Here is a 14,851-nt window from a genome sequence, read left to right on the forward strand (position 1 = left end):
TACGACCAGCGGCGGCTGTGGATGAGGATGCCGTACAGCGCGACGAACCGGGCGTGGCTCCTTGATGAACTCGGCAGCCAGCGCATCCGGCCCGACTGGAACAAGGACGTGACGCCCGGGCGGTGGGAGATTGCGAAGCCCCACCTCAGGACGCTGATTGAAGCGCTGGCTGACCGGTTCGGGGAGGTCGACGTCTACCTGGAGTTCTCAACCACCGAGCGCTGCGACCGGCGCTGCCAGCGCGCTGAGGGCGACGACTGCACATGCTCGTGCAGGGGCGAGAACCATGGCGGGTCCGCGTACTGGCAGCGTTGGGTTCAGGTCGGCGAGGACACCCTCGTCAGCAACATAGGGCGCGTCGAGAGGCACTACTTGGTGCGGCGAGAAGACCTTGAGGGGTAGCTGCTGGAGGTCGGGCGGGCGGCGGCGTGGCCCTGGGAGAGCTGACGCACGCAGCCGACCCCCCGCCTCCGGGCGGCGGGGCTGCTTCCCGCTGCCCCGGCGCGGGGCTCCGTCAGCGTGGGTTGACCGGCCATCGCTGATGGGGGTGAGGGACGGCGCGGCGGCGAGTCCCGGACGCTCCGGCGGCGCAGCATCCAGTCATGCGAATGATCTTGCGCGGCCTGGTCGCCGCCGCCGCCGTCACCGCCGTATCCTTCTCCGTACCCGCGTCTGCCGCCCAGGCCCCCGCCCCCGAGGCGGTGCCCGTGCAGGCCGCCATCGCCGCCCTGCCCGTGGCGACCGAAGACAGGACGGGATACGACCGGGACTTGTTCAACCACTGGATCGACGAGGACCGCGATTCCTGTGATACGCGACGCGAGGTCCTGATTGCCGAGGCGGTCGTGGCGCCCGAGGTCGGCCCACGGTGCCGGCTCACTGGAGGCAGCTGGACGTCGTACTACGACGAGCAGGTGGTCACCGAGGCACGTCGGCTCGACATCGACCACGTGGTCCCGCTTGCCGAAGCCTGGGACAGCGGGGCCTCCGGCTGGGATGCCCAGCGGCGCGAGCGGTACGCGAATGACCTCGGCAGCGAACGGAGCCTCGTCGCGGTCACCGCGCGCTCGAACCGCCAGAAGGCAGACCAGGACCCCTCTGAATGGTGGGTGCCGGCGGAGAGTGCCACCTGCCAGTACCTGTCCGACTGGGTTGCGACGAAGAGCAGGTGGGGTCTCGCCGTCGATGAGGCCGAACGGGACGCACTCGTGGCGCGGGCCGCTGAGTGCCCGGGCCTGGTCGTCGAGTATGAGCACGCGCAGTAGCTGCCGACACGTCTGGAAGCCGTCGCCCCTCCTCCGGGAGGGGTGACGTGCGTTCGGGAGTCTCCCTTTACCTCATGGCGCCGCTGTGGATGCCTCAATGCTGCTAACTCGGCGAAACCGAGTCGCTGAGGGCAGCATCAGCCCATGCTCGATTACTTCTTGCTCCTCGGCGGAGTCGCGATCACCTCTGTAGCAGCGGTGGTGGCCCCGGGCCTCACGGTCACCCCGCGGATTGAAGCGCGCCGGCAGCGAATTCAGCAGGCATACGCTGACCGGGACACGTTCAACCGCAACCTCATGGTCATCCTCTGCGCGTGCGCGCGGCTGCGGGGGCTACAGCTACCGCCGACGGACGATCCGGACTGCACGCCTTCAGTCCGTGAGCGGCTCGTCGGGGAGCGCCGGCGGTGGATGCAGCAGATCGACGACGCCACCCGCTGGATGGCCGACAACGTCGAGCGGTTCGCGGGCGGTTGGCCGACCGAGCAACTGCGGGACGTGCCAGCCGCGTACGCCGCGCACGCGCGGATGCTGTGGCTCTCCGATCGCGACGACCACCTCAAGATCGAGCAGTTGGCGGAGCTGACCGCGCCCGTGCAGGCGATGTACTTCCGCTACGTCTGGCACCGCGCCCGTCACACCCTGGCGCACCGAGCGGCGTTCACGGCGATGGTCGACCGAATCACCGCAGTGGACCAGGGCGGGGCCGATAGGGGCGTGTTGGATGGCGGTACGGGAGCGTAGTACGAAGGACTTCCTGGGATCTCAGAAGCCCCGTCGGCCCTTCCCAGGCGGCGGGCTTCGTCCTGCGTGCGGTCAGCGTCGGCCGCCGCGGATCTGGTAGATGCGCGCAGTCGAACCCCGTCAGCCGGTCGGTTGGCGGGGTTTTCGCGTGCCCGCTGTCGGTGGCGGCGGCTACGCTGGCGGTGCGACGGGCGTCCTAGGAACCTCCGGGGGAGTCGTCTGAGGAGGTCACATGGGAGTGTGGACAGAGACCAAGGGGTGCCCACAATGCGGCGGCACCATGTACAAGACCGTCGAAACCGACGAGCACGGCACCCCCACCAACGAGTCCCAGTACGTCTGCTCCAGCCCCGGGTGCGGCCACGTGGAGTGACCGCACACCCTCTCAACTCTCGCCGCGGCGCTTCGCGATGGCTGCGTCCAGAAGATCAATCGCGTGGAGGCGGTCCTGCTCCCGCCATTCGATCTGAGTGGCGGAATCGCCGCGGACCGCCACGCGGGGGCAGCTCGGGCACGACCAGCGGCCGAACCAGCCTTCCGCCGGTGGGGCCATGGGTACCTGGCAGGCGGGACACCTCATGATGTCGTCCTCCACCCCGCCGCAGCCTGAGCACACCCACACGTCCCGCTGCTGCCACATGGTGCGTCGGCATTGCGTGCACCCGCGCGTCGCGAGCCCGGCCGCGTCCATCAGCGGGGGATCGGGCGTCGAGGCAGCGTAGGCCACCAGCGCCTCGCGCTCCCGCGGGTCGTCCGTGTTGGCCATGCGGAGCAGGCGGGCCGCCCTAGACCTGGCCTCGTCGGCGAAATCGGTCATGGCGCATAGCGTAGTGCGGCAGCCACCAGTTTGTGGTCGACCTCACACAGAACCGGCCCTACCTCTTACCCTGGCAGTGTCGAGCTGCAGAGGAAGAGGTAAGGCCGTGACGCCTTCAGATGGTACCCCCGACCCGTTCGCGGAACCGCTCGCCTTCGGCCAGCGCATGCAGATCCTCCGCGAACGCCGCGGCATGTCCCGCCCTGTCCTCGCCGGCCTCGCAGGCAAGTCCCCCTCGTGGGTCAAGCAAGTCGAGACAGGGAAACTCCAGGTGCCCAAGCTGCCGATGATCCTGCGCATCGCCGAAATCCTCCGGGTGCGCGACCTCTCCGACCTCACCGGCGACCAGTCCATGAGCGTCGACATGTTCATCGGCCCCGGGCACGCGAAGCTCCCCGCGGTCCGCGACGCCATCAACCTGTTCCCCCTGCCCGGCAACCGCGAAGCACCGACGCTCGCGCACCTGCGGGCCCGGCTGGACCGTGCCTGGTCCGCCCGGCACTCCGCCCCCAACCACCGCGACGTCGTCGGCGGGCTGCTGCCCGGACTCCTCATCGACGCGCAACTCGCCGCCCGGCAGGCGGACACCGCCGCTGAACGCCGCGCTGTGCAGTCACTCCTCGCCGAGGCGTACTCGCTGTCACAGTTCTTCCTCGCCTACCAGCCTGACAGCTCGCTGCTCTGGCGCGTCGCCGAGCGCGGCATGGTCGCCGCGCAGGAGTCGGAGGACCCCCACGCCATCGGCGCCGCCGCATGGCTCCTCGCACAGGCACACCGGGACGCCGGGCCGCGGAACTTCGACGCCGCGGATGAGGTGAACCGCGCGGCCGTCGACTACCTTCGGCCGCTGCTGCCGGACGCCGATGACCGGACGCTGGCCATCGCTGGCGCGCTGGACTTCGAACTGGGGTACACCGCCGCCCGCCGCGGCGCAGACGGCGAAGCGTGGGGGCACTGGGACGAGGCCCGCCGCAAGGCGCGCCGGCTGCCCGCCGACTTCTACCACCCCATCACCTCGTTCGGGCAGGCCATCATGGGCGCCCACGCCGTGACGGTCGCTGTGGAGCTGCACGCCGGCGGCGAGTCTGTGCGGCAGGCCGCGAAGTCGGACGCGGTCACCATCCCGTCCCGGCCGCGGCGGGCCCGGCACCGTATCGAGGAAGCCCGCGGCTACCAGCTCGCCGGCCAGGTCGAGACGGCCATGGCGACGCTGGAGAAGGCCCACAAGGCGGCCCCCGAGACGATCCGGTACAACGGCTACGCCCGGCGCATCATCCTTGAGGAGACCGAGGCCAAGAGCCCCGACCGACGGCAGCGTGCCGCCCGCTTGGCCGACGAGATCGGCCTGCTCGCCGCGTAACCCTCCGAACGTCTGCGCGAGGGGCAGAATCTCTGCCCCTTCCCACCTTCAGGCGCGCCTACCGTCCGAGCATGGCCGCCCACACAGAGGCGTCGACGGCGCCTGACGAGCCCCTGCTGACCCTCCGCGTGTCCCGCGACAGCGGACGCAGATGGGGGCGCCCGAAACGCTTCTACGCCCGCGACTGCGAACCGCTCGACACCCTCAGCTGGCCGCCGTGCCGGTGCCCGCGCTGCCGAGGAGGGAAGTCGTGACCGCGGGCGCCGAGGGCTCCGCGGCGGCCGTGCCCGACAGCGACCGGCTGCCCGAGCCGCTGCCTCAGCGGCGCCGCCGCGGGACCCGGTGCGCCTGCGGGGCGACCACGAACCTCCGGCCGCACGGCCGCTACGGCATGATCTGCGGCTCCTGCGCCCGGAAGCGGGGATGACGTGAGCCCACGAGTACTCGACCGGAGCGGCACGGCCGTCACCGTCACCGTCACCGACATGGACTTGGTCGCCCCCATGTGCATCAACTGCAAGGCGCCCGGCGACCCCACGACTCTGCGCGTGCAGCGGTTCGTCGCCACCATCCCGCCCGCCGGCCGCGCGTACTGGGTGTGCGCGAAGCCGTGCACCACGGGCGGGGGGCGGCGCTCATGACCGGCAGCGACCGCCCACCCGAGATCGGCGACACCGTGAGAGACCACGGCACTGGCCGCCGCGCCGTCGTCACCGACATCAGGCGAGGCATCCCCCACCTGCGCCCCACGATGGGCAGCGGGCCCCCCTGGGACGCCGATCCCGAGCAGGTGGAAGTCCTCGAACGGGCACGCCCGACCCCCTGATCTCCCGCCCTCTGGTGGCCGTGCCGAATCATCCGGCCAGGGGGCGGGCCCCCGGCCGGTCGACCGTATCGGGCCGGCTGGGGGAGGCCCCGTCCGCCGCGCTGCACCGGCGGGCGGGGCACCCCGCTGGTACGCGCGGCGGGTCAGCCGATCACCCATCACGGAAGGAGATCAGAGGTGCTCACCTCCGACGACATCGTCTATGCCTCCCAGGAGATGCATTGCTCCCAGGAGATGCATTGGGAGCCCAAATGCGGATGTGCATGCAGTTCGTGTTTCCTCGGGTACCACTGCAAAGGGGATGAATGTAATCAAAAATGAGGCCGGGTACGGCCCCGGCCGCGTTCCCATCGCGCGGCCGGGCACGGGTTCACGTCCGGAGCAGGTCGGCCAGGTCGACGTCGAGCGCCCAGGCGATGCGGATCAACAGGCTGAACGGCGGGTCGGTCACGCCGTACTCGATCCGGTGGATGGTCTTGTGGTCGGCGCCGGCGAGGTCGCCGAGCGTCCACTGCGTCAGCTTGGCGTGTATCCGCAGCTCGCGGATGCGTGCCCCGACGGCCTGGCGGTAGGCGAGGGTGTCGTCGTCGGGCGGGGCGGGCACCGGGCCACAGTCCGACGATCATGAGCGATTGTCTTTACCTGACCAGGTAAATTTCAGAACCATGGGTCTGTACGGCGCCGCGGCCGTACGAGGGCACCCGTGCCCGGGCCGGGGGAAGCTCGGCGGCGGACCCCGCCCGGGCACGGGGCAGACCACCGCGCCCGCCGGCGCCAATGCCAGCGGGCGCGGGCCTCAGCGGACGGGGAGTGCGACCTGCAGCGTCGTCTCCGTGTCCGGGTCGCGCAGCTTCACCAGCGGCACGGTGTCGTCCGGGGCCCGCGCCGGCAGGACCTGAGTGTCCGGCGGGCTGCCGCCGTCGAGGGACACCTCCGCGCCGCCCTGCCTCGTGCCCCAGCCCGTACGGGCGCACGTCGCCATCCCGTACCAGCGCAGGGGCCGCAGCACGATCCACGCGAGGCCGGCCGCGAGCGGCATCAGCAGCCACGTCGCTGTGCGGGATATCGCGGACACGTCGCTGCGCACGAGCGCCAGGTACCTCAGGCCCTGCGTCCAGGCGATGAGCACGGGCACCGCGAGCATCGCCGCTGGCGGCGTACGGCCGTTCATCAGCGGGTCGGCGATCAGCAGCCAGCCGATGACGGTGCTCGCCAGGGCGAGCTGCATCCAGCGCAGCAGGTGCGCCCAGAACGCCACCCGGGTGAGGTGCAGGTAGCGGAAGCGCCACACGGCGCGGATCGTGGAGCCGCGCATCCACCGCAGGTACATGCGGGTCAGGTGCCCGAACCGCTCCGGCATCGCCGAGAACACGATCGCGGACGGCTGCTGCACCGTCTTGCCGCGCAGCTGCGCGTAGAGCGTCAGGAGACTGTCGTCGGAGAACATCACGTGCCGGCCCATGAACTGCTCGTTCAGGTAGCTGTCGAGGTTGTCGCGGACGACGGCCGCCCGGTACGCGGCCAGCGGGCCCGAGTTGACGAGGACGGCGCCGAGCGCGGACTGCGCGCTGCGGTCGGTGAGCTGGGAGGTGACGAACCACAGGTCGGTGATCCGCGTGAGCAGGTTGGCGTTGACGTTGGTGGCGATGACGACGCCGGCGACGCTCTGCACGTCCGGCCGAGCCATCGGGGCGAGCAGCTGCTCGATCGCGTCCGGCGCGAGGCACGAGTCGGAGTCGACCGTGACGAACACGTCCGCGCGGTCCGCGGCGCGGACGGCGGTGGCCTGCGCGTGCCGCTTCCCCCCGTTGGGGGTGCGCTGCCACGTCGTCGCGATCCCCGCGGCTCTCGCCGCGGGCTCCCACCAGGCGCGCACCGCGGCGTAGTCGCCGGTGGTGCTGCCGTCGTCGACCAGGTGCACGCTGTCCGGCAGCCGGGTCTGCCGCAGCAGGCTCTCCAGCCCGAGGCGCAGGTACCCGTCGTCCTCGTTGTACGCGGGGATGATCACCGCGACATGGAGGGCGTCGAGCTGCCGGCGCGTACGGTCGGTGAGCCGGCGGGGCCGCTCGAAGTGGTAAAGCAGCGTCTGCATGGCGAGGAGGCCGAACGTGCACGACCAGACGGCGGCAAGCCGTACGGGTTCGCCGTCGGCCCACGAGGCGGCGGTGACGGCGTGGTGTGCGGCCCAGCCCGTGAGGGCGGCGAGGGTGAAGGCCGCGGCCAGGAGCACGCCGCCGCGGTGCATCACGGCGGCGTGCTCCTGGGCCCCTCGGTGCCGGCCGCTCACCGCTCGCCGGCGGTACGGCCGCGGCGGAACCGCGCGCGGATGAGCAGGGCGCCGGCCGCCACGACGGCGGCGGGGACGAGGAGCAGCCACCAGCCGGTGACGGTCCCGACGCCACCGATGGTCACGGCGAGGGCACCGCCGGTTCGGGCGAGCTGAGCGTTGTCGGACATGGCTTCCTTCCGGGAATCAGGTCGTGCGTGGTCACGGGACGGGCGTGTCCCGCTGCGAGGGTGTGGGGGAAGTCGGCGCGTCCGGTGGGGCGGTGGCGCAGTGGGCCCGGGCGGGCGCCCGGGGGAGGGTCAGCGCCGCGTGCGGCGCAGGTTCGTGAGGCGGCGGGCGCGGCGGATCTCGTCGCGGACGGCGTCGACCCTGGAGCCGAGGCGGTCGGCGACGGCGCCGGCCGCGGTGAGCAGCTCGTCGTCCCGGGTGTCGGTGTACGCCCAGTCCCCGGGCTCCGCGGACTCGTGGAAGATGATGTCCTGAGCCTCACCGAGGAGCCCGAGCACGGCCTGGACGAGCAGCTCGCGGTCCGCCGGGGTCACTGGCCGGCCGGCCGGTTCATGCCGGCGACGCCCGCGGTGAGCATCACCGCGGCGAAGGCGGCCGCCCACACGGCTGCGAGGACGAGGCCGGCCGGGGCGCCGGCCAGGACGGTCGCGGCGGCGGCGACGCCGGCAGCCGCGATGGCGGCGATTCCGTAGGCGATGATCATCGTCACTGCCCCGCCTTCGTGATGGTCCCGGTCCACTCGGGGTCGGCGACGGTCCAGTCGGTGTCCTCGCCGAGCCGGGAGACGGTGATGAGGATCTTGCTGCCGTAGGCGTCGTCGATGACGAAATCGCTCGTCTTCGTGGTCGTCACGCCGGCGTCGATGCGGCCGGCGATCTCCTTCGACCCGGCCTCCACGTAGAAGTACTCGACCGCGCCGCCGTTGGTGGCGCCCTCGGCTTCGAGGAAGACGTCGTCCAGGTCGACGGGCGCGGCGGTACCGTTGTCGAAGGTGACGGTGACGCGGAATGCGGTCTGGCCCGGCTCGGGCCGCTCGTCCCACTCGCCGAACTCGGTGATCTCGCTGATCGAGTCGACGGTGACGGTGAACCCGTCGTCGTAGGCGTAGGATTCGCCGACCTTCAGGCCGGAGCTGGTGTCCGTGCCGGCGGTCTCGCCGTCGACGTCCGTGGTCTCCAGCGCGTCGTCGAAGGCGTCGCCGAGCTGCTCGGCGACGACATCGCCGGCCATGTCCTCCAGCTCGGCGTCGGTGAACCCCTCGCACGCGGCGGGGGTGGTGGTGACGGTGGGGGCGTCGGGGTTCGCGGCGGCCTCGTCGACCAGGTCGCGCATCGTCTCCTTGCACGTGGTCGTCGACTGGGTGCCGCCGCTGCCGTCAGCCGCGGAGCAGCCCGCCAGCGGCAGAACGGCCAGGGTCAGTGTGGTGAGTAAGGCGCGGGCCGGACGGATCATGAACTGCTCCGATCACACGATGTAGTGTCGGTGCAATCCTGGGGTCGAAGCAGTCGTAGCCCGTTGCCATGTCGATCGAGTTGTCGGGGAAGCGCTCCTGCGGCGGGGCGGCGCAGTCGACGAGCGGTTCGCCCGGGACGTACGGCCGGGTGGGCACGGCCGGCAGCTTCACCAGCGTGAGGTCCACGACGCTGCCGCGGCTGTGCCCGGAGCGTTCGGCGATGTAGCCGTCCTCGAACAGCCGGGACTTGTCGACGCGCGGGTAGAACTCGTCCTTCATCCGCTGGTCGTCCAGGTCCCCGGCCCACTCCACGAAGTGGTCCACGGCGCGCTGGGGCCGGTAGCAGTCGTAGACCTTCAGCGAGTAGCCGTCCCGCAGGAAGGCCCGCTGCGCCTTCTTCAGCGCCCGGGCGGCGTCCTCGGTGAGGATGCACAACGGCTTGCGGTAGCCGTCGATGCGCTCGCCGGTGAAGTTGTGCGGGGTGACGTAGCGGATGTCGTGCAGGATCGTACGGTCCACGTCCGAGAGCGCGACGAACTCCTCCGGGGCCTTCGGCTCCGGCTTCGCGGTGGCCGGGGGAGCGGCGGTGGCCGTGACGGCGAGGGCCGCGGCGGCGGCCGGCACGGCGAGCCGGGTCAGGAGGCGCGCAAGGGCGGCGTTCTTTGGCATGGGCCTTTCACTATCGCGCTCGCGGGCGGGTGGCAAGGGGACGACGAGGGCCGCTCGGCCGGACGGAGCCGCAGCTCCCGCCCGGTGGCCTACCTCCCCCGCACCCGCACCGGCAGGTCCGGCTCCGAGCCGTCCTCGCGCCGCACCGACGTTCCGCCCGACCAGCGCGTGACGTACCGCTCCAGCCGGGGCGCCGTCCAGCCGTCGCCGTCGTCCCGTACGACCACGCCGCCGCCCGTGACGCCGGGCGCCGGGGCCCAGACCTCCAGCTCCGTGCCGCCGTCCGGGCCCGCCACCGGCAGCACCGCGCCCGCCCGGGCCAGCACCGGCACCCGGGCCAGCGGCGCGTCCAGCTCCACCGTGCCGGGGCCCCTGAGGTCGCGGCCTGTCGCCGTGTCGTACCAGCGGCCCGCCGGCAGCCGCACCGCCCGCCGCCGCACCCCCGCGGCCAGTACCGGCGCCACCAGCAGCGCGTCACCGAGCAGAAAGGCGTCCGCGGTCTCGCGCAGTGCCCGGTCCGCCGGGTCGTACCACCACACCGGGCGCACGTACGGCGCGCCGGTGCGCTCCGCGAGCCGGGCCAGCGTCGCCAGGTAGGGCCGCAGCCGCTCCCGCTCGCGCAGCGCCGCACCCGCGTGCTCCAGCACCTCGGGCCGGGACTCCCACGGCTCGCGCCGCCCCGCGTCGAACGCGCCGTGCGTACGGAACAGCGGCAGGTACGCGCCGAGCTGCAGCCGGCGCAGATACAGCTCCGGCTCCGGCCGGCCGCCGGACCCGCCGGCGTCCGGGCCCGCGTACGGCACCCCGCAGAGCCCGAGGCCGAGGACGAGCGCCAGCGACGCGGACAGCCCGGGCCAGCCGGCGGCCGCGTCGCCGGACCAGGTGCCGCCGTAGCGCTGCAGGCCCGCCCAGCCGGAGCGGGAGCACAGGAACGGGCGGCGGTCGGGCTGCAGGCTGGCCAGCGCCCCGTACGCGGCGCGGGCCATGAGCAGGGCGTAGACGTTGTGCGCCTCGCGGTGGTCGCCGCCGCGGCCCTCCAGGGCGTGCCGGGCGGAGCGCGGCAGGGCCGTGTCGCCGAAGGCGGCGAAGGGAGCGAAGGAAGCCGGCTCGTTCATGTCGTGCCAGAAGCCGGTGAAGCCCTGCTGCAGCCGCTCCGCGTAGAGCCCGCCCCACCACTTGCGCGCCCGCGGGTCGGTGAAGTCGGGGAAGAGCGCGGTGCCCGGCCGCGCCACGCCGTGGACGGGGCGGCCGCGCGCGTCCCGGACGAACGCGTCGGCGGCCACGCCGGCGTCGTACACCGGGTAGCCCGGCTCGGCCCGCACGCCCGGGTCGACGACCGAGACCATGCGCACGCCGTCGGCGGCCAGCTCGCGGGCCAGCCGGGGCAGGCCGGGGTAACGCTGCGCGTCGGCGGTAAAGACGCGGTGGCCGTCGAGGTGGTCGGCGCCGAGGTGCACCGCGGCCAGCGGCAGGCCGCGCTCGCGGTAGCCGCGCACCATCCGGCGTACGCCCTCGGCGCCGCCGAGGTCCCGGCCGGCGTGCTGGTGGCCCAGCGCCCAGCCCGGCGGGACGGCGGGGGAGCCGGTGAGCGCCGCCCAGCTCTGCAGGACGCGGGCCGGGGTGCCGGCCATCACCCAGTAGCGCAGGGGGCCGCCGTCCATGCGCACCTCGACGCGCCCGGTGCGGTCGTGGCCGGAGCCGGCGCCCTCCGCGCCGCGGCACAGCTCGACGCTGCCGTCCCAGGAGTTGTCGTGGAAGAGCAGATGGCAGCCGGCGTCGGCGACGACGAACTGCAGCGGCATGGTCAGCGACAGCGGTTCGTCACCGGGGGCGGACGCGCCACCGGGCGCGCTGTTCCACAGGCGGTAGCTGCCGTCGGGCAGGGAGGGGCCCGCCGAGCGGGCGCCGAGGCCGAAGAACCGGGCGTCCGGGGCGACGTGCGCGCGCTGCACCCAGCGCCGTACACCGTCGCCCGCGCTCTCGGGGGCGTCCGCGCCGTCCGGGGTCTCCCACCAGCGCGGCGGCTGCTCCCGGCGCAGCACCACGCCGGCGGGCGTACGCACCTCCACCGCCCCGCGCCGCGACACCGCGATCGTGACCCGCTCCGACACCACCCGCCAGCCGCCGCCCGCGGCGTCCGGCTCCAGCTCCACCCGCGCGTCGGTCTCCGGCCCGCCGGCGAGCGCGTACGACGGCTCCGGCTCCGCGCCGTCCCAGCCGCAGAACACCGCGCCCGCCGTCGTCACGCGCAGCTGCAGCGTGGAGCGGGCGAAGCGGACCAGGCCCCCGCCGGGCGCCGGTTCGGCCGCGACCGCGGGCCCCGGCACCCGGGCCCGCTCCACGCGGCGGCGGGGGAGCGCGGCGGCGTCGGCCCGCCGGTTCCGGACGGCGGCGCGCACCGGGCGGGCAGGCCGGGGGAGGGCGGAGGGATCCATGCTGATCAGCCTGCCACCGCCCATCTCGGTCAGCGAGAGAGTTCAACCGCTGTTCACCGGGAGTGCGGCCGCGCGCCCCCTGGCCCGCCGTACGGGGGTGCGGGCGGGCCGTACTGGTGCCGCATTCGATCACGTGGCATCGTCTCCCCGGGGCACCGGCCACCCCTCGCCGGGCGCTCCCCGAGCGCCGCGGCCGCCCGACCGGGCCGGCGGCGGCGCGCACCTCATGCGGATGCCGTACCCCGGGAGTCACGCCATGCCGAGCCAGTCGCCCACAGAACCGACCGCGCCGTCCGCGCCGCCGCAGCCGCCCCCCGCGCTGTGGCGGCCCGGGCCGGAGCGCGTCGAGCAGGCGCAGCTGACCCGCTTCCACCGCTGGGCCGCCGAGCACCACGGCGCGCCGGTCCCCGTGCCCGGCGACCCGGAGGCGGGCTACGCGGCGCTGCACCGCTGGTCGGTGGCGCCGGACGGCGGCCTGGCACGGTTCTGGCAGGCCGCGGCGGAGTGGTTCGGCGTCCGGTTCTCCAGCCCGTACGAGACGGTCCTCGCGGACGCCGCGATGCCGGGCGCCCGCTGGTTCCCCGGGGCGCGGCTCAACTACGCCGAGCACGCGCTGCGCCACGACGTCGGCGACGGGGAAGGTGCCGGCGACGGGGAAGGTGCCGGCGGCCCGGCGCTGCTGCACGTCGCCGAGGGCGCCGAGCCGCTGCCCGTCGGCCGGGCGGAGCTGCGGGCGCAGGTCGGCTCGCTGGCGGCGGAGCTGCGCCGGCTCGGGGTACGGCCCGGGGACCGGGTGGGCGCGTACCTGCCGAACATTCCGCAGGCCGTCGTCGCGCTGCTGGCCACCGCCGCCGTGGGTGCCGTGTGGACCTCCTGCTCCCCGGACTTCGGCGCCCGCAGCGTCCTCGACCGCTTCCGCCAGGTGGAGCCGGTGGTGCTCGTCACCGTCGACGGCTACCGCTACGGCGGCAAGGAGCACGACCGCCGCGAGACCGTCGCCGAACTGCGCCGCGAACTGCCCAGCCTGCGCGCCGTCGTGCACGTCCCGCTGCTGGGCACCGCGCCGCCCGACGGCGCGCTGGAGTGGGACGCGCTGGTGGCGACCGGCGCAGAACCGGTCTTCGAGCAGGTGCCGTTCGACCACCCGCTGTGGGTGCTGTACTCCTCCGGCACCACCGGCCTGCCCAAGGCGCTCGTGCAGTCCCAGGGCGGCATCCTGCTGGAGCACCTCAAGCAGCTCGCCCTGCACTGCGACCTCGGCCCGGACGACCGCTTCTTCTGGTACACGTCCACCGGCTGGATGATGTGGAACTTCCTCGTCTCCGGCCTGCTGGTGGGCGCGACCGTGATCACCTACGGCGGCAGCCCGGGCCACCCGGACGTGGCGGGGCAGTGGCGGGTCGCGGAGCGCACGGGGGCGACGTTCTTCGGCACCTCCGCGGCGTACGTCATGGCCTGCCGCAAGGCGGACGTGCACCCGGGCCGCGACCTCGACCTGGCGCGGGTGCGCTGCGTGGCCACGACGGGCTCGCCGCTGCCGCCGGACGGCTTCCGGTGGATCCACGACGAGTTCCACCGGGAGGGGCCGGGGGAGGCGCCGGGCGCGTCGGACATGTGGATCGCGTCGGTCAGCGGCGGCACGGACGTGTGCAGCTGCTTCGCCGGCGCGGTGCCGACGCTGCCGGTGCACGTCGGCGAACTGCAGGCGGCCGGCCTGGCCACCGACCTGCAGGCCTGGGACCCGGCGGGCGAGCCGGTGACGGACGAGGTGGGCGAGCTGGTGGTGACGCAGCCGATGCCGTCAATGCCCGTGCGGTTCTGGAACGACCCGGACGGCGCACGGTACCGGGACAGCTACTTCTCGACGTACCCCGGCGTCTGGCGCCACGGCGACTGGATCACGCTCACCTCCCGCGGCTCGGTCGTCATCCACGGCCGCTCCGACTCGACACTGAACCGGCAGGGCGTGCGGATGGGGTCCGCGGACATCTACGAGGTGGTCGAGCGGCTGCCGGAGGTGCGGGAGTCGCTGGTGATCGGCGTGGAGGAGCCGGACGGCGGGTACTGGATGCCGCTCTTCGTCCAGCTGGCGCCCGGCGCGCGGCTGGACGACGCGCTGCGGGCCCGCATCCGCGACGCGCTCCGCGAGCAGCTGTCGCCGCGGCACGTGCCGGACGAGGTGATCGAGGTCGAGGGCGTGCCGCACACGCTGACCGGCAAGCGGCTGGAGGTGCCGGTCAAGCGGGTGCTGCAGGGCACGCCGCTGGAGAAGGCGGTCAACCCGGGGTCGGTGGACCGGGTGGAGCTGCTGCGGTTCTACGAGCGGCTGGCGCGCGACCGCGGCTGACGCCCGGGCGGGCCGCCGGCCGGATTGTCAGACCCCCCGACTACGGTGCGTAGTGATCGGTTGCGCTCCGTGGAGGGGGAGTCATGTCGCGTACGAGGACGGATGCCCGGCTGCTGCGCCGGGAGATGCCGGGCACGGTGGGGCTGCTGGCGGATGCCGCGGACTTCGCGGCGATGCGGCGGTATCCGAGCTTTCTCTTCGACGACCACGCCGCGTATCTGCGGCAGGTGGAGGGAGTGCTGCGGGCCCGGGCCGCGCAGGGGGCGTACACGGCGGTGGCGCTCTTCGATCCGCCGGGCTTCGCGCGCTTCTGCGCGGAGCGCGGGCTGGAGGCGGACACGCCGGCGAGCCGCTGCCGGTACGTGGCGGAGGCCGCCGCCCGCGGCCCCGCCGTGCCCTACGGAGGCCAGCCGATGGACCGGCTGGTGCCGCAGCTGCTCGACAAGGCGGCCCGCAGCCGCTCCCGCGAGCTGGCGGCGGCGCTGCTGGCGGCGCCGGGCCGCTGCGAGGACTGCGGCGAGCACCGGGCCGAAGCGGCGCTGGCCCGCGCGGGCGCGGCGGTGGACGGGCTGGCGGCGGCCCTGGGGGCGGGGTGTGAAAGGAGGGGGGCGCGTGCGAGAAGGGGTGCCGCCCGGTGGG

17 protein-coding genes and 1 pseudogene are annotated in these 14,851 nt (G+C 73.7%); 9 read left to right on the plus strand and 9 right to left on the minus strand.

The features are described 5' to 3' along the window. The first annotated feature begins 21 nt into the window (after positions 1-21). The 3 genes from ABD317_RS02115 to ABD317_RS02125 all read left to right on the plus strand — a co-directional run bounded on the left by ABD317_RS02115 (position 22) and on the right by ABD317_RS02125 (position 2,009). Positions 22-402, plus strand: a complete 381-nt coding sequence (locus ABD317_RS02115; RefSeq protein ID WP_344287210.1) for a hypothetical protein — start codon at positions 22-24, stop codon at positions 400-402. A gap of 200 nt (positions 403-602) precedes the next feature. After that, positions 603-1,265: an HNH endonuclease family protein gene (locus ABD317_RS02120; RefSeq protein ID WP_344287212.1), complete on the plus strand. Its 663-nt coding sequence runs from the start codon at positions 603-605 to the stop codon at positions 1,263-1,265. A gap of 144 nt (positions 1,266-1,409) precedes the next feature. Then, the gene (locus ABD317_RS02125) at positions 1,410-2,009 is read left to right on the plus strand and encodes a hypothetical protein (protein ID WP_344287214.1); all 600 of its coding nucleotides are present in this window, start codon (positions 1,410-1,412) and stop codon (positions 2,007-2,009) included. Positions 2,010-2,394: 385 nt separating this feature from the next. On the opposite strand, the gene ABD317_RS02130 is transcribed toward ABD317_RS02125, so the two are convergent. After that, on the minus strand, positions 2,395-2,826 hold the full coding sequence (locus ABD317_RS02130; protein ID WP_344287216.1) for a hypothetical protein: 432 nt from the start codon (positions 2,824-2,826) through the stop codon (positions 2,395-2,397). Between the two features lie 106 nt (positions 2,827-2,932). Between ABD317_RS02130 and ABD317_RS02135 the strand changes: the two genes are divergently transcribed. The 4 genes from ABD317_RS02135 (at position 2,933) to ABD317_RS02150 (ending at position 5,012) form a co-directional block, all read left to right on the plus strand. Further along, the gene (locus ABD317_RS02135) at positions 2,933-4,186 is read left to right on the plus strand and encodes a helix-turn-helix domain-containing protein (RefSeq protein WP_344287218.1); all 1,254 of its coding nucleotides are present in this window, start codon (positions 2,933-2,935) and stop codon (positions 4,184-4,186) included. 250 nt (positions 4,187-4,436) lie between these two features. Further along, complete coding sequence (locus tag ABD317_RS02140) at positions 4,437-4,613, plus strand: hypothetical protein (protein ID WP_344287220.1); 177 nt, start codon at positions 4,437-4,439, stop codon at positions 4,611-4,613. Position 4,614: 1 nt separating this feature from the next. Beyond that, complete coding sequence (locus ABD317_RS02145) at positions 4,615-4,827, plus strand: hypothetical protein (RefSeq protein WP_344287222.1); 213 nt, start codon at positions 4,615-4,617, stop codon at positions 4,825-4,827. Continuing rightward, the gene (locus ABD317_RS02150) at positions 4,824-5,012 is read left to right on the plus strand and encodes a hypothetical protein (RefSeq protein ID WP_344287224.1); all 189 of its coding nucleotides are present in this window, start codon (positions 4,824-4,826) and stop codon (positions 5,010-5,012) included. The genes ABD317_RS02145 and ABD317_RS02150 overlap by 4 nt, the downstream gene beginning before the upstream one ends. 370 nt (positions 5,013-5,382) lie before the next feature. On the opposite strand, the gene ABD317_RS02155 is transcribed toward ABD317_RS02150, so the two are convergent. The 8 genes from ABD317_RS02155 to ABD317_RS02190 all read right to left on the minus strand — a co-directional run bounded on the left by ABD317_RS02155 (position 5,383) and on the right by ABD317_RS02190 (position 11,865). Further along, positions 5,383-5,616 carry a helix-turn-helix domain-containing protein gene (locus tag ABD317_RS02155; protein WP_344287226.1) on the minus strand — a complete coding sequence of 78 codons (234 nt, stop codon included), beginning with the start codon at positions 5,614-5,616 and terminating at the stop codon, positions 5,383-5,385. 192 nt (positions 5,617-5,808) lie between these two features. After that, positions 5,809-7,257, minus strand: a complete 1,449-nt coding sequence (locus ABD317_RS02160; RefSeq protein ID WP_344287240.1) for a glycosyltransferase family 2 protein — start codon at positions 7,255-7,257, stop codon at positions 5,809-5,811. A gap of 38 nt (positions 7,258-7,295) precedes the next feature. Then, the gene (locus ABD317_RS02165) at positions 7,296-7,469 is read right to left on the minus strand and encodes a hypothetical protein (protein WP_344287228.1); all 174 of its coding nucleotides are present in this window, start codon (positions 7,467-7,469) and stop codon (positions 7,296-7,298) included. 129 nt (positions 7,470-7,598) lie between these two features. Continuing rightward, a complete protein-coding gene (locus tag ABD317_RS02170; RefSeq protein ID WP_344287230.1) occupies positions 7,599-7,841 on the minus strand; it encodes a hypothetical protein in 243 nt (80 codons plus the stop codon). Next, positions 7,838-8,017: a hypothetical protein gene (locus ABD317_RS02175; RefSeq protein ID WP_344287232.1), complete on the minus strand. Its 180-nt coding sequence runs from the start codon at positions 8,015-8,017 to the stop codon at positions 7,838-7,840. The genes ABD317_RS02170 and ABD317_RS02175 overlap by 4 nt, the downstream gene beginning before the upstream one ends. Continuing rightward, positions 8,014-8,760, minus strand: a complete 747-nt coding sequence (locus tag ABD317_RS02180) for a hypothetical protein (protein WP_344287242.1) — start codon at positions 8,758-8,760, stop codon at positions 8,014-8,016. Before ABD317_RS02180 ends, ABD317_RS02175 begins: the two co-directional genes overlap by 4 nt. Beyond that, positions 8,684-9,430, minus strand: a complete 747-nt coding sequence (locus ABD317_RS02185) for a M15 family metallopeptidase (protein ID WP_344287234.1) — start codon at positions 9,428-9,430, stop codon at positions 8,684-8,686. The genes ABD317_RS02180 and ABD317_RS02185 overlap by 77 nt, the downstream gene beginning before the upstream one ends. Positions 9,431-9,519: 89 nt before the next feature. Continuing rightward, on the minus strand, positions 9,520-11,865 hold the full coding sequence (locus tag ABD317_RS02190; protein WP_344287236.1) for a TIM-barrel domain-containing protein: 2,346 nt from the start codon (positions 11,863-11,865) through the stop codon (positions 9,520-9,522). Positions 11,866-12,121: 256 nt separating this feature from the next. On the opposite strand from ABD317_RS02190, the gene ABD317_RS02195 reads away from it, so the two are divergent. Together ABD317_RS02195 and ABD317_RS02200 are read left to right on the plus strand one after the other, a co-directional pair. Then, the gene (locus tag ABD317_RS02195; protein ID WP_344287238.1) at positions 12,122-14,212 is read left to right on the plus strand and encodes an acetoacetate--CoA ligase; all 2,091 of its coding nucleotides are present in this window, start codon (positions 12,122-12,124) and stop codon (positions 14,210-14,212) included. 83 nt (positions 14,213-14,295) lie between these two features. Then, positions 14,296-14,851, plus strand: a pseudogene (locus ABD317_RS02200) (hypothetical protein); the annotation flags it as partial.

Source organism: Streptomyces synnematoformans (assembly GCF_039531005.1).
In the GTDB taxonomy this organism is placed as follows: Bacteria; Actinomycetota; Actinomycetes; order Streptomycetales; family Streptomycetaceae; genus Streptomyces; species Streptomyces synnematoformans.

What these genes read in the sequence shown, in the direction of transcription:
- ABD317_RS02115 (WP_344287210.1), top strand. Translation starts at nt 22, where the DNA reads ATGAGGATGCCGTACAGCGCGACGAACCGGGCGTGGCTCCTTGATGAA.
- ABD317_RS02120 (WP_344287212.1), top strand. Translation starts at nt 603, where the DNA reads ATGCGAATGATCTTGCGCGGCCTGGTCGCCGCCGCCGCCGTCACCGCC.
- ABD317_RS02125 (WP_344287214.1), top strand. Translation starts at nt 1,410, where the DNA reads ATGCTCGATTACTTCTTGCTCCTCGGCGGAGTCGCGATCACCTCTGTA.
- ABD317_RS02130 (WP_344287216.1), bottom strand. Translation starts at nt 2,826, where the DNA reads ATGACCGATTTCGCCGACGAGGCCAGGTCTAGGGCGGCCCGCCTGCTC.
- ABD317_RS02150 (WP_344287224.1), top strand. Translation starts at nt 4,824, where the DNA reads ATGACCGGCAGCGACCGCCCACCCGAGATCGGCGACACCGTGAGAGAC.
- ABD317_RS02160 (WP_344287240.1), bottom strand. Translation starts at nt 7,257, where the DNA reads ATGCACCGCGGCGGCGTGCTCCTGGCCGCGGCCTTCACCCTCGCCGCC.
- ABD317_RS02165 (WP_344287228.1), bottom strand. Translation starts at nt 7,469, where the DNA reads ATGTCCGACAACGCTCAGCTCGCCCGAACCGGCGGTGCCCTCGCCGTG.
- ABD317_RS02180 (WP_344287242.1), bottom strand. Translation starts at nt 8,760, where the DNA reads ATGATCCGTCCGGCCCGCGCCTTACTCACCACACTGACCCTGGCCGTT.
- ABD317_RS02185 (WP_344287234.1), bottom strand. Translation starts at nt 9,430, where the DNA reads ATGCCAAAGAACGCCGCCCTTGCGCGCCTCCTGACCCGGCTCGCCGTG.
- ABD317_RS02190 (WP_344287236.1), bottom strand. Translation starts at nt 11,865, where the DNA reads ATGGATCCCTCCGCCCTCCCCCGGCCTGCCCGCCCGGTGCGCGCCGCC.
- ABD317_RS02195 (WP_344287238.1), top strand. Translation starts at nt 12,122, where the DNA reads ATGCCGAGCCAGTCGCCCACAGAACCGACCGCGCCGTCCGCGCCGCCG.